Annotated in this window: 16 protein-coding genes and 9 tRNA genes; 4 read left to right on the top strand and 21 right to left on the bottom strand. The window is 57.8% G+C overall.

Features of this window, described 5'->3' with window-relative positions; genetic code table 11:
- Positions 1 to 2 precede the first annotated feature (2 nt).
- From NA78x_RS25840 to NA78x_RS25815, 6 genes are all read right to left on the bottom strand, one after another.
- The gene (locus NA78x_RS25840; RefSeq protein WP_425615262.1) at positions 3 to 1,043 is read right to left on the bottom strand and encodes a vWA domain-containing protein; all 1,041 of its coding nucleotides are present in this window, start codon (positions 1,041 to 1,043) and stop codon (positions 3 to 5) included.
- Positions 1,037 to 1,960 (bottom strand): vWA domain-containing protein, encoded by a 924-nt coding sequence (locus NA78x_RS25835; RefSeq protein WP_425615261.1) that lies wholly within the window; start codon positions 1,958 to 1,960, stop codon positions 1,037 to 1,039. Before NA78x_RS25835 ends, NA78x_RS25840 begins: the two co-directional genes overlap by 7 nt.
- Entirely contained in the window at positions 1,957 to 2,811 is an 855-nt protein-coding gene (locus NA78x_RS25830; RefSeq protein ID WP_425615260.1) for a hypothetical protein, read from the bottom strand. Before NA78x_RS25830 ends, NA78x_RS25835 begins: the two co-directional genes overlap by 4 nt.
- Positions 2,808 to 3,671, bottom strand: coding sequence for a DUF58 domain-containing protein (locus NA78x_RS25825; protein ID WP_425615259.1), 864 nt, complete (start codon positions 3,669 to 3,671; stop codon positions 2,808 to 2,810). Before NA78x_RS25825 ends, NA78x_RS25830 begins: the two co-directional genes overlap by 4 nt.
- Positions 3,668 to 4,708 (bottom strand): AAA family ATPase, encoded by a 1,041-nt coding sequence (locus NA78x_RS25820; protein ID WP_425615258.1) that lies wholly within the window; start codon positions 4,706 to 4,708, stop codon positions 3,668 to 3,670. Before NA78x_RS25820 ends, NA78x_RS25825 begins: the two co-directional genes overlap by 4 nt.
- A gap of 198 nt (positions 4,709 to 4,906) precedes the next feature.
- A complete protein-coding gene (locus NA78x_RS25815; protein WP_425615257.1) occupies positions 4,907 to 5,986 on the bottom strand; it encodes an SDR family NAD(P)-dependent oxidoreductase in 1,080 nt (359 codons plus the stop codon).
- 195 nt (positions 5,987 to 6,181) lie between these two features.
- Here NA78x_RS25815 and NA78x_RS25810 point away from each other — a divergent pair, with 195 nt between their 5' ends.
- The 3 genes from NA78x_RS25810 to NA78x_RS25800 are packed head-to-tail and all read left to right on the top strand — an operon-like array spanning position 6,182 to position 8,978.
- Complete coding sequence (locus tag NA78x_RS25810; protein WP_425615256.1) at positions 6,182 to 7,507, top strand: PQQ-dependent sugar dehydrogenase; 1,326 nt, start codon at positions 6,182 to 6,184, stop codon at positions 7,505 to 7,507.
- 1 nt (position 7,508) lies between these two features.
- Positions 7,509 to 8,474, top strand: coding sequence for a DUF1559 domain-containing protein (locus NA78x_RS25805; RefSeq protein ID WP_425615255.1), 966 nt, complete (start codon positions 7,509 to 7,511; stop codon positions 8,472 to 8,474).
- A 45-nt stretch (positions 8,475 to 8,519) separates the two neighbouring features.
- Positions 8,520 to 8,978, top strand: a complete 459-nt coding sequence (locus NA78x_RS25800; RefSeq protein WP_425615254.1) for a GNAT family N-acetyltransferase — start codon at positions 8,520 to 8,522, stop codon at positions 8,976 to 8,978.
- 13 nt (positions 8,979 to 8,991) lie between these two features.
- Here NA78x_RS25800 and NA78x_RS25795 read toward each other — a convergent pair.
- The 12 genes from NA78x_RS25795 to NA78x_RS25740 all read right to left on the bottom strand — a co-directional run bounded on the left by NA78x_RS25795 (position 8,992) and on the right by NA78x_RS25740 (position 13,839).
- Positions 8,992 to 9,064, bottom strand: a tRNA-Val gene (locus NA78x_RS25795).
- Between the two features lie 15 nt (positions 9,065 to 9,079).
- Positions 9,080 to 9,150, bottom strand: a tRNA-Gln gene (locus tag NA78x_RS25790).
- A 21-nt stretch (positions 9,151 to 9,171) separates the two neighbouring features.
- Positions 9,172 to 9,245: transfer RNA gene (locus NA78x_RS25785), tRNA-Asn, on the bottom strand.
- 48 nt (positions 9,246 to 9,293) lie between these two features.
- Positions 9,294 to 9,364, bottom strand: a tRNA-Gly gene (locus NA78x_RS25780).
- A gap of 8 nt (positions 9,365 to 9,372) precedes the next feature.
- Positions 9,373 to 9,445, bottom strand: a tRNA-Lys gene (locus NA78x_RS25775).
- Between the two features lie 38 nt (positions 9,446 to 9,483).
- Positions 9,484 to 9,556: transfer RNA gene (locus NA78x_RS25770), tRNA-Ile, on the bottom strand.
- A gap of 27 nt (positions 9,557 to 9,583) precedes the next feature.
- Positions 9,584 to 9,655: transfer RNA gene (locus NA78x_RS25765), tRNA-Lys, on the bottom strand.
- 194 nt (positions 9,656 to 9,849) lie between these two features.
- Positions 9,850 to 9,922 (bottom strand) — tRNA-Glu (locus tag NA78x_RS25760).
- An 82-nt stretch (positions 9,923 to 10,004) separates the two neighbouring features.
- Positions 10,005 to 10,076: transfer RNA gene (locus NA78x_RS25755), tRNA-Phe, on the bottom strand.
- 339 nt (positions 10,077 to 10,415) lie between these two features.
- A complete protein-coding gene (locus NA78x_RS25750) occupies positions 10,416 to 12,236 on the bottom strand; it encodes a proteasome accessory factor PafA2 family protein (protein WP_425615253.1) in 1,821 nt (606 codons plus the stop codon).
- Between the two features lie 224 nt (positions 12,237 to 12,460).
- Complete coding sequence (gene uvsE, locus NA78x_RS25745; protein WP_425615252.1) at positions 12,461 to 13,414, bottom strand: UV DNA damage repair endonuclease UvsE; 954 nt, start codon at positions 13,412 to 13,414, stop codon at positions 12,461 to 12,463.
- A 59-nt stretch (positions 13,415 to 13,473) separates the two neighbouring features.
- Positions 13,474 to 13,839 (bottom strand): hypothetical protein, encoded by a 366-nt coding sequence (locus NA78x_RS25740; RefSeq protein WP_425615251.1) that lies wholly within the window; start codon positions 13,837 to 13,839, stop codon positions 13,474 to 13,476.
- Between the two features lie 474 nt (positions 13,840 to 14,313).
- Here NA78x_RS25740 and guaA point away from each other — a divergent pair, with 474 nt between their 5' ends.
- The gene (gene guaA / locus NA78x_RS25735) at positions 14,314 to 15,882 is read left to right on the top strand and encodes a glutamine-hydrolyzing GMP synthase (protein WP_425615250.1); all 1,569 of its coding nucleotides are present in this window, start codon (positions 14,314 to 14,316) and stop codon (positions 15,880 to 15,882) included.
- A gap of 463 nt (positions 15,883 to 16,345) precedes the next feature.
- Here guaA and NA78x_RS25730 read toward each other — a convergent pair whose 3' ends face one another.
- The 3 genes from NA78x_RS25730 to NA78x_RS25720 form a co-directional block, all read right to left on the bottom strand.
- Complete coding sequence (locus NA78x_RS25730; protein ID WP_425615249.1) at positions 16,346 to 16,582, bottom strand: hypothetical protein; 237 nt, start codon at positions 16,580 to 16,582, stop codon at positions 16,346 to 16,348.
- A gap of 331 nt (positions 16,583 to 16,913) precedes the next feature.
- Positions 16,914 to 17,501: a phospholipid scramblase-related protein gene (locus NA78x_RS25725; protein WP_425615248.1), complete on the bottom strand. Its 588-nt coding sequence runs from the start codon at positions 17,499 to 17,501 to the stop codon at positions 16,914 to 16,916.
- A gap of 104 nt (positions 17,502 to 17,605) precedes the next feature.
- Entirely contained in the window at positions 17,606 to 20,728 is a 3,123-nt protein-coding gene (locus tag NA78x_RS25720) for an efflux RND transporter permease subunit (RefSeq protein ID WP_425615247.1), read from the bottom strand.
- Positions 20,729 to 20,780 lie beyond the last annotated feature (52 nt).

Raw genomic sequence — 20,780 nt, 5'->3', positions numbered from 1 at the left:
GTTCAGGTTCCTGATTCGAGAAGTTTACGACGAGGTTCATGATTGGCGCGCTGCCCAGCGAGGTAATAGGCTGAATTCAATTCGTGCGCCGACCGGGGACGGTGGCCCGTGCCAGCCAGTGCAAGTAACAACGGCAACAGCGCCAAAATCAGCGAACCAGCGGCCGTTGCCACGACCGCCAACCACCGCCGATCGAGGCCGGCGGCCTCTTCCGGAGGGACTGCAGCCACGGCGGCGAGAATCGCGCCCGTCTGCAAGTGTTTGGCGTTGGCATTGTGATACTGACCGCCGAGGCGCAGAGCCAGCCGCTCGAGCGATTGAGCATCTTGCCGCGAGCTGTGACCATCGATGAATGTGCCTCGCTGGGGACTTCCGACTCCGAGCACAACCACACTGGCATAGGCCCGCGGCAGCGTCGGCTGCTCCTGGCTGGGCAAGGTATCGCCATCGCTGACGACCAGCAGAGTGGCACTTCGCTCGCGCCAATCTTTGCTGAGTTTGGCTGCTTCCCGCACGCCGCTGTATATATCGGTCTTGCCATTTTGAAAGGCATGTTCGAGTGGCAGGTCGTTGAGTACGTTGGCGGTCACTTCGGGATCGAACGTATCGATCACCACTGGCATGGCGGTGCTATAAAAGGCGACGATGCTGACTCTCGTGCGCTGAGGATCGAGGCGATCGAGTACGCTACGAATCACTTCGCGAGCCCGATCGCCGCGAGTTTGATTCTCTTTGGGACCAGCATCGACCAAGCCCATGCTGGGTGAAACATCAAGCGCGATCACCAGATGGTGCAGCGACTTGGGATTGCGGCTGGTGAGATCTTCCAGCGGACTTGCGCCGATTCCCACCAGCGTCATGAGTCCCCAGGTGATTGCTCCGCTGGCAACCACGCGCAGCAGCGGTACGCCTTTGGTCCACGCGCGGGCAGTTCCGGCTGGACCAAAGGCCAAGTAAGCCACGCGACGTACGCGGGCAGCGTGCAACCATTCGGACAGACCGACGGCGACCATGATCGCCGCTGCTGCGAGCAGGCTTACCATGGTGTGTACCTCAGCAGGAACGAGCTACCAACGAACAGCCCCGTGAGTGCAAGGCCAATCAAGGCAGGGAGCGAACAGGTATCTACCGGATGAGCAGCGACGGGGCGCATGCGTACCGGTTGTAAGCGATCGATGTGCGCAAAGATGGCCGGCAGCGCTCCTGGGTTTTGGGCCGCGAAGACTTGCCCCCGACTTGGTCCCGTGAGCTCGTATAAATCAGTGGGCACTTCATCGTCGCCGACGTGAATCGCATACAGCACGATGCCCGCCGTTGCCAGTTCGGTTCCCACACGGCGAGCTTCGTTGTCGTAGAGGTCGGCACTTTCGCCATCGGAAACGAGGACCATCAGGCCATCGCTTTGGCCACGCAAGCGAACTTGCTTGAGCGAAGCTCGCAGTGCTTTGCCGATCTCGGTGCCGTTGAATTGCGCCGGCATGTTGCCGGGACGAACAAAGGGTGCCGCAGTGCGAATCGCTGCTAGATCTTTTGTGAGAGGAGTCCAATGCAGCACTTCGTTGCCGAAAATGGTCAGCCCAAAGGCATCCCCTTGGCGATGATTTGTAAAGGCTTCAATGGCTGACAGCGAACCTTCGAAACGCGTGCCATTGCCAAACTCCGACATCATGCTGCCCGAAACGTCGATGACGAATTCGATGTTCGTCAACACTCGCTCCTCGGTCGGCAGATCCGGGCGAATGGGCCGCGCGAGTAACACAATCGCGATCGCAAGCAGAAGTGAAGGCAGCAAAGCCGCAGTACGCAGCAAACGCCCTAACCACACACCGGATCGTGCCCCGCTATGATCGAACGGTACTACCAGGGCATGTCGCCGACGGAACCATTCGGAAAGCGCCAGCGCCGCGGGTAGTACCAGGGCAGTCAGCCACCAGGGATTGGCAAAGGCGGTGGGGATCATCGGGCGGCAACCTCCGCAGGTTGGCGAGGAAGCGTGATCGCCGCTGTGTTGCGATAGGGTGCGAGAAGTGTCGCGACATCCACTTGGCGAGTACCCGGGCGGGTGTGCAGCCAGGTCTCGACTTCACGCAGCAACTTGCCTGCTGTTTCGTCTTGCCACATTCGGCGTACGGCAACATCGGCGTCAACGCTTTGCAATTGTAGCTTCTCGCGCCAATGGGCCAGCAGCAGCATTTCGAGCTGGGCTTGTTCGTTGACGGTAATCTTTCCCGCCAGTGCTGCGTTCACCAAAGGCTGCAGTTGATCGGCGAGCGTTGGAGCGACGAACGGCGAGGTTGATGGTGCTGGGCGAGGCTGCAGGCATCTTCGCAACAAGATCACTCCCGTGATGACGCCCCAGGCGATGAGCGCAACTTGCAACGTGGTGCGATAAGGCCAGGCCCATAGGTTTTGCGGAGTGGCAATACCTTCGAGGTCACCATCGTGCGATTTCGGCAGTACCGAATGGACAACCACCCGCAGCGGCACTCCCTCGCCCAGTGGTTCGCCATCACTGCGAACGAGATACTCGCGCAAATCATGAGCACCCGCGCGCGTGCCGATGAAGTGAATCTCGTACAGGTAAGCGTCTTTGTCGCGCACAACACTGGCGATTCGCAGAATCAGCGGACTCTTGTCGTTCGCGGCAGCGGGTGCGATCCCTGCTCGCTCGTCGCGCAAGAAGTAGACCCCTTCGATGCCAATCTTCGTTTCGACCGCTGCGGCTTTCGCATCGGTCTCCGCTGCGCGAACGACTGCAGTGCCGTGAAACACAGCAAACAGCAGTCCGGCGATGAGCAAGGGGAGTTTCATCGGGTATTGCGCACCAATCCACCACGATCGGAAAGTAAACGCCGCAATGCCGGAACAAACGGACGATCGGTGGCTAATAGTAGGTGATCGATGGCTGCGGCAGTGAGCGGCTTGCTCGCCTGCTGCTGGGGATGATCGAACCAACGACTACGACCGTGGGCGACAAACGGATGCCCTGTCTCGGCTTCAATGGCGTGGAACATTCCACCGCGCAAATTGCCCCGCTCGGCTGGATCTTGCAGTTGCAGTACGAGCATGTCGTGTCGCTGAGCAAGTCGCTTGATCGCGGGTACCGCCCCCGGGTCGTGCAGGTCGCTGAGAACGATGATCAGCGTGCGCGAGGGAGCCAACTCTTCCAATTGATCGAGCCGCTGGGCGAGCATCGTCGATTCCTGCACGCCCGCCTTTCGCAAGGCATGCAACCACTGAAAGACTCGGCCGCGCATCAGCGTGGGTTCGCTGTGGAGTTGCCGGGAACCTGCGGCAATGAGTCCCACGGGGCTAAGTCTGCGCATCGCGGCCAGGGCGAGACCACCGGCGAGGAGAGCCGCCAATTTGTGTTTGCTCAGTGGAATAGAAGAAGCCACCATCGAAGCCGAAGTATCGACGACCAGATAGGCCGGCATACTCTTCAGCGCTTCATATTCCTTCACGTGAAAGCGCCCCGTACGCGCTGTGACACGCCAGTCGATATCGCGCACCGAGTCGCCATCGACGAACACCCGCGACTGGCGGTACTCGATTCCCGAGCCTGCATAGGGCGAGGCGTCCTGACCAAAACGGAGGTCGTCGGCCAGACGGCAGACGGCGATTTCTAGCTGTCGATCGAGTGTTTCCGGCGAAGGTGCGAGTGGTTTCATCCGATGGCCGCCACGATTTCCCGCAGCACATCGCGCCCGGTAACACCCTCAGCCAGCGCTTCGTAGGTAAGTCGCATCCGGTGTAAAAGCACGTCTTCGGCCAAGGCAAACAGGTCTTCCGGCACCACATGATCGCGGCCGTGAATGAGCGCTCTGGCACGTGAGGCAGTGACCAGGGCAATGCCCGCCCGTGGGCTGGCTCCCAGTTCGACATACTTGTGCTTACGCGTTTTGCGTACCAACTCGACACAGTGTTCAGTGAAGACCGGGCTCACATAGATCTTCTGCACCTGCTCCATCGCTTGGACCAGTGCTTCGAGCGAAGCTACCGGTTCGTCGGCGATTTTGTCGAAGGCTGATTGAGGCACAGCGCCGCGATCGTCGCGAGAAAGCCCTAAGCTGAGGCTCTGCTCAAGAATACGCACTTCGTCGTCGTGCGGCGGATACTCCAGCCGATGACACAGCATGAAGCGATCGAGTTGCGCTTCGGGCAACTCGAATGTCCCTTGTTGCTCGACCGGGTTTTGTGTGGCAATCACCAGGAATGGCAATGGGAGCGGAAAGGTATCGCTACCGATGGTCACGCGGCGCTCTTGCATGGCTTCGAGCAGAGCCGATTGCACCTTGGGGGCTGCTCGATTGATTTCGTCCGCCAGCAGCAGATTGGTAAAGACCGGTCCGCGGCGAATGTGGAACGTGCTTGTCTTGGGATCCAGCACTTCCGCGCCGAGAATGTCGGACGGCAGTAGGTCGACTGTAAATTGCACGCGGCCGAATTCCAGATTGATGGCTCGGGCGACGGCATTCACCAGCAGTGTCTTGGCGAGACCCGGCACGCCCTGCAACAGCAGGTGACCACCCGTAAAGAGCGTGATCAGGATGCGCTCGACGACTTGGTCCTGGCCGATCACCACTTCGGCCACGGCGCGGCGAATGGCGTCTACCAGTTGATGACCCGAGAGCGGTTTGCCATTCGAAACTGCTTCGTTCGAAACCGGCGTTCGGCGGTCAGATGCCGCGGCAAGAACATGTTCCATCGCGTCGCCTTAGTGCTGTAGCTTCGGCAAGCAACCTGACAGTGTTCCCGAGCGGGAACATCGGCAGCTATTCCGAGCGGCAGTGATAGCAGCAGAAGAGATAAGCCCCAGACCCATCATGGGGGACGCGCTAGGCAGAGTCAAGCAAGCAGAATTGCTCGTTTGGGCCTTGTTTAGTCAAGCATTTAATGAAAGTTTTTACTGCAAATGGTGACGGCCATTCGTGTGATTACGTTGAGAAATTGGTCGCGGCCGCAGTTCGTTGTTTCGTTCGGCGGCAGCATCACCGAGGCGTGTCAGAAGCGACGGTGACATTTCCGATTCGCTCTCATAGCCATAGGCCGCTTGCTGGCCAATGCCGCCCATGCCCGGTAACCAACGATTGATGATCGCCAGGATCTCGTTGGTCAGCGTGGGAGCCAGTTCCGATGCCCAGATCGGCGGGCTGAAGAAGTTGGAGATGTAGGTTTCGCCGTCGCCATTCTGACAAGCCCGCAAGATTTGCGTGGCCGCATTCTCGGCGGTGATAGCGACGATCGGCAACGAACCGCCGATGCTGAACCAGGCATATTCCTGGCGATGCTGACCCTTAAACGTCGCGTTTCGCGGACTGCCTGTCCGCATCAAACTGGGGCAGGCCGTGGTGACGAGAATTCCGTCCTTGGCCAATTCGGTACGCAGTCCGGTCGAGAGTCCCACCATCGCGAACTTGCTGGTGTCGTACGGAATCATGTGCGGAATTGCTCGTTTGCCGCCAATCGAAGCGACATTCACGATGCGACCCCACTGCGTCCGCCGCATGATGGGCAAGACCGCCAGCGTGGTGTTGAGTGCACCCCAGCAATTTACTTCCATGGCTTCGCGAAAATCGGCGACGGTCATGGAATCAATCGGCCCGACTTGCATGATGCCAGCGACATTGAACAACAGGTCGACCTTTCCCCACCGTGCCACTGCCGTATCCACCATCGCCTGAACCTGCTTCTCGTCGCGCACGTCACAGACCATTCCCAAGATATCTCCACCTCGCTCGCGCAAACCCTGCGCTGCCTCGGCGACATCGCTAGCGGTGCGCGCGCAGACTAACACACGCACGCCAGCGTCGACTAGCTTTCTCGCCAGAACCAGTCCCAGCCCACGAGAGCCACCGGTGACAATCGCTACGCGATTGCGAAACTCAAAGCGCCGAGAGTGACGAACCAGCATTTGGCCCAGTTTGTAAAACCCAAATGCTGCCCCGATTCCTATGAGAAGCTTGTCGGTGTTGCGCAGAGCCATGAATGCACCTCGTAACTGGTTGACCAGCGGACGAATTGATCGCTGGCAGAGCAGGTCTCTCGTAAAGAACGGATTGTTGGGGCAATGTTACGCGTCGAACCAACGAGCAAAGCGTATGCCCGGGGCACACAGAGCCTCTGGACCAGAATTTGCTACGCACGCCAGGACTTCCCTTCAATTTCAGTCGAGGCAGACATGGCACGGATACTTCACACGCTGGCACTTTTATTGGTTACCGCTTTAGCGACTTTCGCCGTCGCGCAGCAAAGCGCACCCCCTGCGGCCAAGTCCGCCCTGCCCAAACCATTCGCCACCGAGTCGACCATCAAACACCCCAAGGTTGTTGGCTGGCCGAAAGACAAAATGCCACAGGCTCCCGCTGGATTTCGCGTACAGGCATTCACTCGCGATCTGGAGAATCCACGCTGGGTCTATGTACTGCCCAACGGCGACGTGCTGATCGCTCAATCCCGCACGCTTCCCAAACCGACCGACAAGGACAAAGACGAAGAAGAAAAGTCCAGCAAGGAAAAGAAGCAAGCCGAGGGGATGAAGAAATCCAAAACAGTCACTGGGGACTCACCCAACAAGATCACGCTACTGCGAGATGCCGACGGCGATGGCAAGCCCGAAGTGAGCGAGACATTTCTGCAGGATCTGAATCAGCCCTTCGGTATGGCCCTCGTGAAAGATCAGTTGTTTGTCGCCTGTACCGACGGTCTGTGGGTCTATCCCTACAAACAAGGTCAGACTCGCATGAGCGAGAAAGGGATGAAGATTCTCGATTTGCCCGCAGGTGGCTACAACAACCATTGGACGCGTAATGTTGTTGCCAACCGCGATGGTACCAAACTCTTCGTGTCGGTCGGTTCTGCCAGTAATGTTGGAGAACATGGGACTGCCGAGGAACTGCTACGAGCCAACATCCTGGAGGTCAATCTGGACGGTACCAACCTCCGCGTATTTGCCGCAGGCCTGCGCAACCCCGTCGGCATGGCCTGGCAGCCTGACTCCGGCAAACTATGGACTGCGGTGAATGAGCGCGACGAGTTGGGCGATGAGCTTGTGCCCGACTACATCACCAGCGTGCGCGAGGGCGGCTTTTACGGCTGGCCCTACAGCTACTTCGGTCAACACGAAGATCCTCGCCGCAAAGGGGAACGTCCCGATCTCGTCAAGAAGTCGATCGTGCCGGATGTGAATCTGGGTTCTCACACGGCCTCATTGGGACTGGCTTTCTATGCCGGTAAAGCTTTCCCCGGGAAGTATCAAGGCGGCGCATTCATTGGCCAGCGAGGTTCGTGGAATCGTTCGAAATTTGTTGGCTATCGCGTCGCCTTCGTTCCCTTTGAGAAGGGCGAAGCGGTTGGTCCGCCAGAGGATTTTCTCACAGGATTTATCGCCAACGAGGATGAAGTGTATGGTCGGCCTGTGGGCGTAGCTGTCGCCAGCGATGGCAGCTTGCTCGTTTGTGATGAACCGGGGAATGTGGTTTGGCGAATTGTTGCTGAGAAGAAGTAAGATGTCTGCCTCACGCCTGCGCGCATTCACGCTCGTCGAATTGCTGGTGGTGATCGCCATCATTGGACTGCTGGTGGCGTTGTTGCTCCCGGCCGTTCAATCGGCACGAGCGGCGGCAGCCAGAATTGCCTGCGCTAGTCAGTTACGGCAACTTGGCTTGGCCATGCATCACCATCACGACGCAATTGGTAAGTTGCCGCCAGGCCGCGGGACGCCGACTCCGCTCGTGTTCTCTCCGCACGCCTTTTTGCTTTCGTACGTCGAGCAAACGAACCTGCAAAACCTCGTCAACCTGAACGCCCCGCCGGCAACCTTTACCGTGCCGCCAGCGACCGTCTACGACGGCACACCCAATCAGCAGGCTGCCGAAAGTCGCATTGCTCTCTTGCTTTGTCCGGCGGATGGCTCGAAGGGCCGCATAGCAGGCTCTGTGTTTGGTACTACGAGTTACGCAGCCTGTGCGGGTAGCGGAATCGACGCGGGGACACTTGCCACCGGCGATGGCGTGTTTTATCTGGGTTCAGTGACGGCCCTGAAGGATGTTACGGATGGTACGTCTCAAACCGTCGCCTTTAGCGAACGAACGCTCGGGCGAGGAACTCAAGTGCCGGCAACAGTCATGGGCGAAGAGCAACTGGCAATGCGTGAGATTGCAGCCTCGGTCACGCCCGATTCTTTGACCTGCGGGGCATCAGGCAGCGGCAGTTGGAATCATGAGCGGGGCGGCAAGTGGATCCTCGGCAACTACGGCAATACGCTCTACAACCACGCCTACCAACCAAACTCGGCTGCTTTCGATTGCCTCAATGCCACTCAGCAGAAAGCCCTGATGGCAGCCCGCAGCAACCATCTTGGTGGCGTTAGCACCGTCCATTGCGACGGCAGCACGCACTTTGTCGCCGACACGATCTCGCTTATCATCTGGCAAGCGCTTGCTACGCGTGCTGGCGGTGAAGTCACTCCTTAGCGTTGGGAAGCGACTCCGCTACCCTCCTCTTCGGATTGGACTGAGATGACGAGAATCGTTCGTCGCGCCACGCTTGATGACGCACAAAAGCTGATCGAATTCGTCGAGCATCTTTATCGAGAAGAAAGCCTGCAGTTTCACGCCGAGCGTTGTCACGCAGCATTGCAGGCGCTGCTGCAGTCGGAGCAACTCGGTTTTGTGATCGTGGGTTGCGTCGAGCAAGAGTTGGCCGCTTACGCCGTGACAACCTACGGATACAGCCTGGAGTTTGGCGGCCGCTTCGCGCTGTTGGATGAGATCTTTGTCCAGCCTGCTTACCGCGGCCAAGGCTGGGGCACGACCTTGATGGATGCGATCTACCTGGAGTGTCAGCGAAACAAGGTGCTTTCGCTTCGCTTGGAAGTTGAACAGAAAAACCTCGGCGCCCAGGGGCTCTATCGCCGCCTGGGATTCATTCAGCACGATCGTCACTTGATGACGCGCTGGATCGAGCAACCAACATAGTCAAACCGCCAAGTAGTCCTGGGTGGACTCGAACCACCGATCGTCGCTTTGTAAGAGCGCTGCCGTCGCCGCTGGGCCACAGGACCAAAACGTCTATTCAGCTCGGGGGGAAGGAATCGAACCTTCGTCACCTGGTTCAAAGCCAGGCAGCCTACCGTTAGCCGACCCCCGAAGGATTGCAATCAAACCGAAGCTGCGGCGACAGGAATCGAACCTGCGAAGGAGCGGTTAACAGCCGCCCGACCGTACCAACACGGAAACACCGCAATACATGTCTTTCCAAAGCGCACAGGCTGAAAGCTTGTACAACATGAGAGCGCCCAGCGGGAATTGAACCCGCATTTCCGCCATGGCAAGGCAGTAGGTTGCCGTTACATCATGGGCGCTGGTTGAGTGGGACTAGAGGGACTTGAACCCTCACCAACTCGGTTAAGAGCCGAGTATGCTGCCGCTAACACCTTAATCCCGCTATTGAATTTGCTGCGTTCGGATGACCATCACCTCATGGGCGCGAAGGGAGTTGAACCCTTCCCCTTTGTCTTATAAGGACACTGCTCTTACCGCTGAGCTACGCGCCCGTTGGTTACGAAAACTATTCGCTGCGATAGGGCCGGAGGGATTCGAACCCACACCGGACGGAGTAAAAGTCCGTCATGCTGCCGTTACACCACGACCCTGAAATCTCACCGAGTCGGCTGCGTTTGGAGTGCGTGGCAAAGTGCATGACGAAACCCTTTCAGCGTGCGAACAACCAGTGGTAATCCTGAGAATCGAACTCAGCGGCTTCGGTTATCAGCCGAAGTCAGGCCAACCAGCCCGCGACTACCATGATGCGCCAGACGCTTACGCTTCCGGCTCAGGAAAACACAAATAGCCCGTATGGGAATCGAACCCATCTCACCGCTTTGAAAAAGCGGCATCCTGTACCACTAAACGAACGGGCCTGGGGGAAAGGGACGAGAGGCGAGAGAAGGGGCGCGAGGAAAACCTGCTTCCCTCGCTCGCTGTCTCTTGCCTCATCGCCAGTGGGTCGGGGGGCGCTCGAATCCTCGTCTCCTGGTCTTCAGCCAGGCGCTACACCGTCTCAGCTACCGACCCAAGTTCAATCTGCGCACGAAAAAAGCCCGGTGTCTGGTGACACCGGGCTTCAAGGAAGCGGCTGCGGTCGTGAGCGACCGGGTGTCAACAGCGTGAACATTTACCAAACACAGGATTCACTCGTTCGCCAATCGGCGTCACGCAAATCACTGGTTGGCATTCTTGTTCAGGCGAATTGACACATATGACCGACATCGGACGAATTCCTCTCACTTCTGGTGTGCTTGATTGTCTGAGAGAAGAGACGATGGGCCGAAAGAAAGGTTCGGTGGTTTGCTCAGAAAATCTCTGTGTGTAGAAGTAGATGCTCCCACAGGCCAGATTATTCCCGACGATGCGTTAACCGCCGTTCTCTTTCCGGCGAGAGCGTTTATTCGGGCTACGCGAGGGAGGCGGAGTTAGCGGGCGGTAACGCGAGAGGTCAATCTGCCGCTCTTTACGTCCCTGGCCGAGATAGATCCGCTGCCAGTTCACAGCGATCGATTCGTCGCCGCCGCTGAACTCGCGGATGTAACGGCCTCGCACCGAAGCGGGCGTGCCTGTCGGTGGATTACGCAGGGCATAGTCGATTTCGGCGGGCTCGAGCAGATGTTCGGTAATGCCCGTACTGCGCAAGCGTTCGAAGTAACCTTCGCCGGAAAGCTCCGAGTAGCGAAGATCGATTTTCTTCTTTACTTCCCAGGCAGCGTCGGGGCCCGCTTTGTCGAGCAAGAACTTCTTGGTGACCCAGTCCAGAGTGCCGACCAGATCTTGTGGATCGACTTCGAGGCCATCGAGCGTGTCTTCCCAGAGCCTGAGAATTTGCCGAGCTTCGGCCGGTGGGTTTTCGTGACGATCGACAAACTCGCGGCATGCTTCCCAATACGAGCGTTGCAGTTCAATAGCCGTGCAACTTTGCTTGCCACCGAGCGGAATCTGATACTTGAGTGTCGGATCGGCGCAAATGGCTCGCAGCACCTGTAGTGGGCGGCGAACACGGGCGACCGGTGGCAAACAGCCGGCTTCAATCGCGTCGATTACCAGCAGCGTGGTGCCAATGCGCAGGTATTCGGCGACATCTGCGCGGTTGGAGTCGCCGATGGAGATTTGCAGCCGTTGTCGCTGCTGAAACAACTGCGCGTATTCGAGCGGATCGAGCCAGGCATCGGCATACGCGGTCTTAAAAAAATGGCCAAAGCTGAAGACCGGCCGATCGGCGAGCATGCCGCCATAACCGGTCAAGCAATTCATCGCGGGTGCTTTGTCGGCCAGATGAAAATTGCCGTCGTTGTCGATCATCCCCGCACCGGCAAAGACCGGGCGAGTGATGAGAAACGGCGTTAGTTGTCGGCGTAGCTTGCGAAAGGCAAACATCTCGAGCGGAACATAGAGCACGAGTGCGATCGGGAAGATCAAGACACGCGTGACGACGGAAAGCGTGGCTTCGAGCCAGCGAGGTCCGGTGGGAACTGCCTGTTCGATTTGTTCAAGCTCGCAGCCGAAGAGCACGCGCGCAAGTTTCTTCGGTTCCTTGAGCCAACGCGCGACGATCAAGTAGCCGATCAGTGCGGTGAGGGTATAAACGCGGCCGACGCCAATCAGCAACCACAGCAACAACCAGGTGAAGGCAGCGAGTGGCAGAGCCAGCACCAGGCAAGTGCGCCAGGCAAACAAGTGGAAACCATTAGCTAAGTCGACTTCGTAGTTCTCTTGCGCGCCATAGACGTTTCCGTGTGCATCGCGATCGTTCTTCAGCAGGCGCACTTCTTCGCCAAAGGCTTCGGCGGCCGATTGCGACAGCAGTTCATCCTGCGCGCGTTGCCAGGCTAAGAGTTGCCGTGGACTGCGACATTCGGGAGTCGCCCCTTCGATTAAGCCGCCACCTGCTGCTGGGCACTCGGTCTCGAACCAAATGGCGCCACCGGCGGCGTGAAACACGCCTTCTTTCATGTGCCGGGCTTCGACTGTGGGCACGCGTTCGCGCACGGCAGCAACCAGGCGACGATAGGCGCGGTACTTACCGCCCGGCTCAAAGCTCTCGGTATAGGCCGAGGCCGTCGGAGAAATGGCGAGCGCGTATTCCGTTTCGAGCCCGATCAAGCGTTCGAAGATCGCTGGCTTACTCGCCACCGTGAGGAACTTCCGTCGCACGCAGGTATTCTGCGGGCTGAGATTGGGCATCAAGCTGAATCTGGTTCAGCACAAAATTCAAATCGCGAACCGGAGCGACTTTTGTTGCGTCCGTGGCTTCAGGCGTCACTACTTCACTGCGAACCATAACATCACCTGCATCCTAAAATCGAATGAGCCTTGGACAACCGCAGTTCGGCTGCGACTGAATTCATCCTAACCACGCTCTGCGCGGGCGGCAAGCGCGAGGTTCGTGCGAATTCCAGTGAGACAGTTCAACGGCTGCTGGCACGTTTCTTTCGTGCTGGCTTGCTGGCCTTTCGCTGAGTAGCCAGCCAACTTTGCAGCCTGGAAATGGCCAGTTCTTTGGCCTTGGCTTCGATATCGACCGCGATCGATAGCCCCAGCCAACTGGCAGGAACGTCCGCCGGATCGATGTAGTCGTGATGCAACTGAGGCTGAGGTGCATCCCAGCCATTCAGCGGGCTAGAGATATGAAACAGCGGCTCGCGGAGATTGCCGCTTGCCCGCCAGGTTTCCATTGCGGCCGCAGTGGCTTCTTCGACCGAAAATTCATCTTGCAAGCAGCGGTGATGATGCACGTCGTAGCACAGCGGAATCTGCTCTGCCTGACAAACAGGAAGCAGATCGGCTGGCGTAAACACCTTGTCATCATTTTCGAGCGTGAGGCGCTGGCGGGCACGAGGCGATAGTCGTGCCAGGTTCTGCCGAAACCGCGCGAGCGCGGCCTGCTTGTCGCCATAGGCACCGCCGCCGTGAATGTTTACTACATCCGCACCGATCAGTTCCGCAGCTTCTGCCTGATACTCAAGCTCGGCCAAGGAACTGGCAACAACTTCTGCGCGCGGTGAGTTGAGCACCACAAACTGGTCGGGGTGAAATGACAGCCGGATGTTCGCAAGCTGCGCAAGATCACGACAGCGATGTAGCTGGGCAACAATCTCGGCCGCCGCGGGCAACTCTTCGAGTCGATAGCCGCACTCGGGATGCGTCTTCAGCGGCCACAGCTGACTCAGTACACGAAAGGCACCGATGTCATGCGCTGCGCAGTACTGAATGGCCTGTTCCAGCGAACGTGCATTCTGCAAACAGAGCAGCGAGAGCTTTTGCAGTTGAGCAGGCCGCGGCAGCTTTTTGCAATGCAGTGCCGTGGCGATGCCGAACTTGATTGGCTCACTGGCGAATTGGCAGCAGAGGCCGAGTCTCATGATGGTTGAAACGTCCGATGAAAATGCCAGAGTGGTGACTCGTGCATCTTAAGGAGTGGTCAACTGCGAATGGCAAACAGGATAATCACGATTCCAATGAGCAGCAGGATGCCCATGACGATTTGCAACTGTCGCACCCACGGGAGTCCGGTCGGAATGCCCGCCAGCTTCTTTAGTTCCAATTCGGAGCTGTCACAGGCTGTCAGATAGGCGCGTCGATCTTGCAACGTGTCGGTGTCGGCTTCGTGGACCAGTTTGTTCCGCACGGTCGCAATAAAACGCAATCGCTTGACGAGCGCTGGCGTCAGTTCTCGTTCTACGCTGCTCACCTTCTCGTGCAGCCCGCGGCCATCGGCCCCAAAGTTTTTTTCGAGCAGGGCTTCCAGGCGTTTGCACCGTTTGACGGCAAGTTCGATATCGCTCATGGGCAGCAGTTTAGTATCTAGGGCGAAGTCCGGCCAAGTGACGTTTTAATTAGTCGACTGCGTCCAGCAAACCGCCCCGAATTATGCACGCCAAGGTCTTCGCACCGAGGTGAGCAATCGACGCAAACCGGCGCGACGCTCATTCAGGGGGTGTTCACAAACCCCCGCGTCGGTCGCCGGAAATAGGCGATATTCTTCGAGAACGGCGCGCATTTTGGGTTTGCCCAGGTGGTGGTTTGTGAACATGTACTAACCGGGGCCACGCTGCGTCGAGTGAGTTACGACGAAATGCCTGTGCCTTCTACACTCTCACACGGAGAAGCTACAGCTCGCGTTGTGCGTGAAGCCAAATGGTGTCGCAGGAAGCAGTTCGGAACGAGACAGCTTTTCGTGCCTTGCCCCCTCTGCGCGGGCGGCTGGGAACCGTAAAATGCCGGATTGCTCGCCATTCCTCTTTTGGTCTGCGTTTTGCCGATGTCAACGACTTCTGCTGGTGCCGGGATTGCGGCTGAGCGTGTGTTGGTGCTCGATTTTGGGTCGCAATATGCCCAACTGATTGCCCGCCGCGTTCGCGAGAACAATGTCTATTGCGAGATCGTCCGCCACGATATCACGGCGGAGCAGATCAAGAAGCATAATCCGCGCGGACTCATTTTGTCCGGCGGTCCGAACAGCGTGTACGAGCCGGGCGCTCCTCGCTGCGATCCAAAAATCTTCGAGCTGGGAATTCCTGTGCTCGGCATTTGTTACGGGATGCAACTGGCTTGCGATACGCTCGGCGGCAAGGTCGATTCGGCACCTGCTCGAGAGTACGGCCGCGCCCGAGTGCAGATCACCGAGCAAGGCGATTTGTTCGCTGGCGTGCCGGCTCAAATTGATGTCTGGATGAGTCACGGCGACCAGGTGAGCCGCGTCTCGGACGATTTTGTACCACTGGCCAAGACTGGAACCTGCCCGATTGCTGCCGTGCGACATCGCAGCTTGCCCGTGTATGCGATGCAGTTCCATCCCGAGGTGACGCACACGCCGCTGGGCAGTCACATCCTGCACAACTTCCTCACTACCGTCTGCGGCTGCGGCGGCACGTGGAAGCTCGGCGACTTTGCCCGCGAAACCATCGGCCGGCTGCGAGAGCAAATCGGCAATGGTCGCGTGATCTGCGGCTTGTCGGGTGGTGTCGATTCGGCAGTGACTGCAGCGCTCTTGTATCAAGCAATTGGACCGCGTCTCTCGTGCATCCTGGTTGATAACGGCCTGCTCCGCAAAGACGAACAGGCCGCCGTCATCGCCGAGTTCAGCAACCACTTCAAAACGGACCTGCACGTTGTCCAGGCAGAAACGGAATTCCTGAAAACGCTCGAAGGGATCACTGAGCCGCAAGAGAAGCGCCGGCGTATTGGGCATGCTTTTATTGAATGCTTCAAGCGTGAAGCGTTGAAAATCAAGGACGTCGAGTTTCTCGCGCAAGGGACGCTCTATCCCGATGTGATCGAAAGTGGTGCAGCCATCGATGGCCCAGCGGCCACCATCAAGCTGCATCACAACGTCGGCGGCTTGCCGAAGGAATTGGGCTTCAAGCTGGTTGAACCGCTGCGAGATCTATTTAAGGATGAAGTTCGCCGCTTAGGTCTTGAGTTGGGCTTGCCGGAAGATCTCGTTTGGCGACATCCGTTCCCCGGGCCAGGCCTCGCGGTTCGCTGCTTGGGCGATATTACCCGGCCGAAGCTCGATGTGCTACGAGAAGCCGATGCGGTGATGATCGAAGAGATCAAGGCTGCCGGCCTGTATCGCACCACGTCGCAAGCTTTCGCCGTGCTGCTGCCGGTGCAGAGCGTCGGTGTGATGGGGGATGCCCGCACCTACGAGAACGTCGTCGCCATTCGCTGCGTGAATACCGACGACTTCATGACGGCCGACTGGACGCATCTCCCTTACGAAGTGCTCGCCCGTATTTCGACCCGCATCATTAACGAAGTTAAGGGCGTCAACCGCGTTTGCTACGACATCTCGAGCAAGCCGCCGGCGACGATTGAGTGGGAGTGATCTGGCGGCAGAGAATTGCCGCCTTGCTATCCCACCAAGAAATGAAAAAGGCTCGGTCGCGGGGAACGACCGAGCCTCTTGAAGCTCTGGCATCTCGACACGGGGATTGTCGAGTCTGACGGGGTAGTCAGTTTGCCGAGCGAGGGGTGGGCACCAATGGAGTTACGAGGGCGGGGTTTTCTGGGCGGGCTGTGTACTAGGCGGGTCCGGCTCGTGCGGGAAATAACTTGCCGGCAAGAGTGGAATCGACCAGTCGCGACTCCTACAACCACGTTTTTGCGATTGCCCGGCATGCGCGGTACAGGCGGCACTGCCGGCTTAGCCCGCAGTTGCGGCACAGTCGGCAAGGTTTGACTGGCCCGCAAGGTTTAACAGTGCAGAAAATGCCCGTTGTTACTCGCTCGGGTAATGCGCTGGAGTAAGAGACTCAGCGCGCGAAAGAGTGGATTCTCTGTGTGGCCAACTAACGTGGCAAACCTAGCTGGTTGGCTTGGCGATCGGCCGAGATCACTTGAAACGACAGCGTATCGGGAACTTCTTCGACCGGCAGTGGCAATTGCTGCGTGATGGCTGGGTCGCGAGCGACGAACAGCCCTTGGCAATGCGAACAGGCCAATTCGCGCCCGAGATGTTCGATGCGGATGCGGAGCTGCCGGCCACACACCGGGCACTCTTGATAAAAAAAGTTGCGGATCGACATCGGCTCGCACTCCATCACGCTCACGGGGGATATTCCGAACGGCGCTCTGGTCATTGTTGGCATCCAATCACCATGCAATGACCGAGCTAGACAAGGCCCGTGATTCTACGAACGGCAACACTCTGAATCAAGCAAGAAGGATTAAAGTTCAGAAACATTAATACAGCTGGCCCCCGCATTGCTGTCGCAGATGTGCCACTGACGATTATGGTAGTTAGCTCCGTAGGCGGGTTTCACCGCAGAAATCCCGCCATCAACGCACAATGATGCCAATCAGGTGTCGTGGACAGACTGTCGCATTCACGTCAGCGATTGTGCCTTCTTGTCGCGACTACTCTTTCAAAACAAGGTCGATGCACATTACCGCGCCGAGGATGAGCATTCGCACCGGATTGTCGGCGGGAACCTGGTCGGAAATCTGCAGCATGTAGTTGTCGGCGCTGGTGAACAATTCTTTGCCGAAACCAGCCCACTTCTTGCTCACCTTGGCCAATTCAAAATCGCCCGACTTGAAGGTGAACTCCCAACTGGTCCATTTGCCTTTCAATTCGCACACGACCTGGTCGTTGCTGCCGAGCACGCTGAACGCGCCGCCGAGCGAGAAGAACTTTTGAGCAAAGCCGCCGACGCGCTGACCCTGCTCGTTGAGCACATCGACTTTCGAGAGGAAGATCGAAACGCCACGCTTGACGGTGAGGACCGTCGCGCCATCGGGAGTGCGAATGGTCACCTCGAAGGGCGTCATCCGCTTATAGTCGGAGAAACGGAGCATCTTGGTAAAGAAGCCAAGTTTCTCTTCGCGACAGTTCAGGATCACCTGGTTGGTGTTGGGGTCGAGGACATCGTAATTGTTGGCAGCTTTGAACCAGCCGACGTGCTCTTTGACGAAGAACAGATTGCGAGACAGCACGGGATGCATCGAGGAACGCTCCTAGGTTGTGAATTGCTGGAGTGAAGTTACCGGCAGGGAGAAGTTGCCGGATTATCACGGGTACCCGCACTCGATGCAAGCAACCAAACGCCTTACGACGCATGATGGACCACGGTAGGCAGTTCCTCCTCGGCCTGCGCCGGTTCAAACCAACGATAGATGGCGGGCAACACTAAAAGCGTGAGAATCGTGCACGTAATCAATCCACCAATCACCACGGTCGCCAATGGGCGCTGCACCTCGGCTCCCGCGCTGCCAGAAACTGCCATCGGCACGAAGCCCAGCGCTCCGCACGCGGCCGTCATTAAGACGGGGCGCAAGCGATCGATCGATCCATGCACGACTGCGTTTAGTTGGTTATGACCGTGAGTGCGCAGGTGGCGGATGTGTTCGATGAGTACCACGCCATTCATCACCGCAATCCCGAAGAGTGCGATGAAACCCACGCCAGCCGAAATCGAGAAGGGCATGCCTCGCAGCCAAAGGGCAAAGATGCCGCCGGTCGCCGCAATCGGCACATTCAAGTAGATGAGCAGCGTGAGCTTGACGGAACCAAAGGTGACGTACAGGAGCGAGAAGATCAGAAACAGTGCCACGGGAACCGCGATCATCAGTCGCTGACTGGCCTGCTGCAGATTTTGAAATTGCCCGCCCCAAGTCAACGAGTAGCCTGGCGGAAGTTTGATCTTCTCGTCGATGGTTTTCTGGGCTTCAGTCACAAACCCAGCCAGATCTCGGCCGCGGACGTTGCATTGAATCAGCAAGCGGCGGCGGATCGCATGGCGGCTAATCTCGGCCGGGCCATCTTCGGTTTTGATGTCTGCCAACTGTGAAATGGGAATCTGACGTCCTTGTGGATCATCGATCTTGAGTTGCTTGAGCATCTCGGCCGTCTCGCGCGATCTTGGCGCTAGTCGAACCTGCAGGGGAAATCGTCTTTGCCCCTCAAAGACTTCACCGACAGGCTGACCGCCAATCACCGAAACGGCACTCAGGACATCGCTAGAGTTGATCCCATAGCGGGCAATGGCCGCGCGGTTGATGATAATTCGCATATAGGGAAGACCAGCAATTTGCTGAGCCTGTACGTCGGCCGCGCCGGGCACCTGGCTCAGTTCGCGGACAATTCGATCGCCCTCGGACTTGAGCACGTTCAAATCGTCGCCATACAAGCTCAAACCGACATCAGACCGCACACCGGCAACCAACTCCTGCACACGAAGTTCAATCGGCTGCGTAAAGCCATACGAGTTGCTGGGGACCTCGCGTTCGAGCGCTCGTTGCATCTGCACGACCAGGTCTGCTTTTGAAATGGGCTCGGGCCAATGTTCCGGCGGCTTGAGTCGAATCAGAATGTCGGTTTGATGCACGCCCATGGGGTCGTTGGCGATCTCGGGGCGTCCCGTTTTTGAAATCACGGTTTCGACCTGCGGAAACTTCATCAGCGTGCGCTCCATCGCCTTCGTCATCTCCAGTGACGTTTCGAGCGACACACTCGGCAAACGAACCGCTTGAATGGCAAGATCTCCTTCATCCAGCTTGGGCACGAATTCGACGCCGAATGTTGCCGCGGCGACCACGCTGAGCGCGAACACTCCCCCCGCACTCGTAATCATGAGCAGCGGGTGGTGCATGGCAAAGTTCAGCATCGGCTCGTAACGCTGGCGAAGTTGTCGCACCAGAAACGTGTCGGTGGCGCTCACTCGCCGGGCGAGGAACAACGAAGCCATCACCGGCATCACCGTCACCGAGAGGACGAGCGCACCGGTAAGTGCTGACATGAAGGTGAAAGCCATCGGGCGAAACATCTTCCCTTCCACTCCCTGCAAGCTCAGGATCGGCAGAAAGACGATGATGACGATCAAACCGGCAAACAGAATCGGCGTACCCACCTCTTTTGCCGATTCCTTGAAGACCGACTTGGGGACCGTCGCCAGGCCGGTCTCGCGTTGATAGCGACTGGCAAAGCGCACCGCGTTTTCGATCATCACCACTGCGCCATCGACGATCACGCCAAAATCAACAGCACCCAAGCTCATCAAGTTCGCCGAGACACCACCGAGGCGCATCGCAATCAGTGCGCACATAGCCGAGAGGGGAATGGCAGCTGCCACAATCAGCCCCGCGCGAACGTCGCCCAAGAGCAGGAAGAGCATAATGATGACGAGCAGCACGCCGACACCGATGTTCTCGGCAATCGTGTGAATCGTCTTTTCGACTAGTTCGGTGCGGTCATAAAACGTGTCGATATACACGCCCGCTGGCAATGTCGCTTCGATCTGTTTGATCTTGGCTTTGACATCGTGAACGACCTGTCTCGAATTGCCTCCCATGAGCATCATGACCATGCCAGTCACGGCTTCCCGGTCACCATCGCGCGTGACGGCTCCCTGCCGCAGCATGGGAGCAAATCGACAGGTCGCCACATCGGCAATGCGAATGGGGGTGCCATCGCTGCGGTTATCGAGCACAATCTGTGAAATATCTTCCAGCGAACTGACGAGTCCTTCGCCGCGAATCAATCGTTGCTCTGCTCCGTGAGCGATGTAACCGCCACCGGCGTTGGCGTTGTTCTCTTCCAGAGCCTTGAACACGCGGCTTAGCGAAATGCCGTAATTGAGCAGCTTATCGGGCTCGACTTGAACTTCGTAGGTCTTCAGTTCGCCGCCAAACGTATTGACCTCAATCACTCCCGGCACGCTGCGGAGTTGAAAGGCGATCTGCCAATCGAGAATCGTACGCAAGTCCATCAAGCTGTGCGAATGCCCCGGCTTCGAGCGAACCTCAAATTGATAGATCTCGCTCATACCCGTGGCGATTGGACCCATTTGAGGATCGCCCATTCCCTTGGGAATGTTCTCGCGAGCCTGCTGCAGCCGTTCGTTGATCAGATTGCGCGCCCAGTAGATGTCGGTGCCATCTTCAAAGGCAACCGTCACGGCTGAAAGACCGAAGCGGCTGATCGAACGAATTTCGCTCACGCGCGGCAAGCCGCTCATGGCATTTTCGACGGGGAACGTGATGAACTGCTCCACTTCCACCGGTCCCAGGGCGGGCGAAGTCGTCAGCACTTGTACTTGCACGTTCGTCAGATCGGGGACTGCATCGAGTGGCAGCGAACTGGCCGAAATAAAGCCGACGCCCAGGAGGACAACAGCGAGCAGTATCACAATGAAGCGATTATCGAGCGACCAGTCGATGATGTGATTAACCACGGTGGAATGTCCAAAGTGCGAAGCAGGTGGGAAGGAAGACGGAGCAGGTTGC

It is taken from the genome of Anatilimnocola aquadivae, assembly GCF_049819085.1.
GTDB lineage: Bacteria > Planctomycetota > Planctomycetia > Pirellulales > Pirellulaceae > Anatilimnocola.
This window is presented reverse-complemented; position numbering and strand designations above follow the sequence as displayed.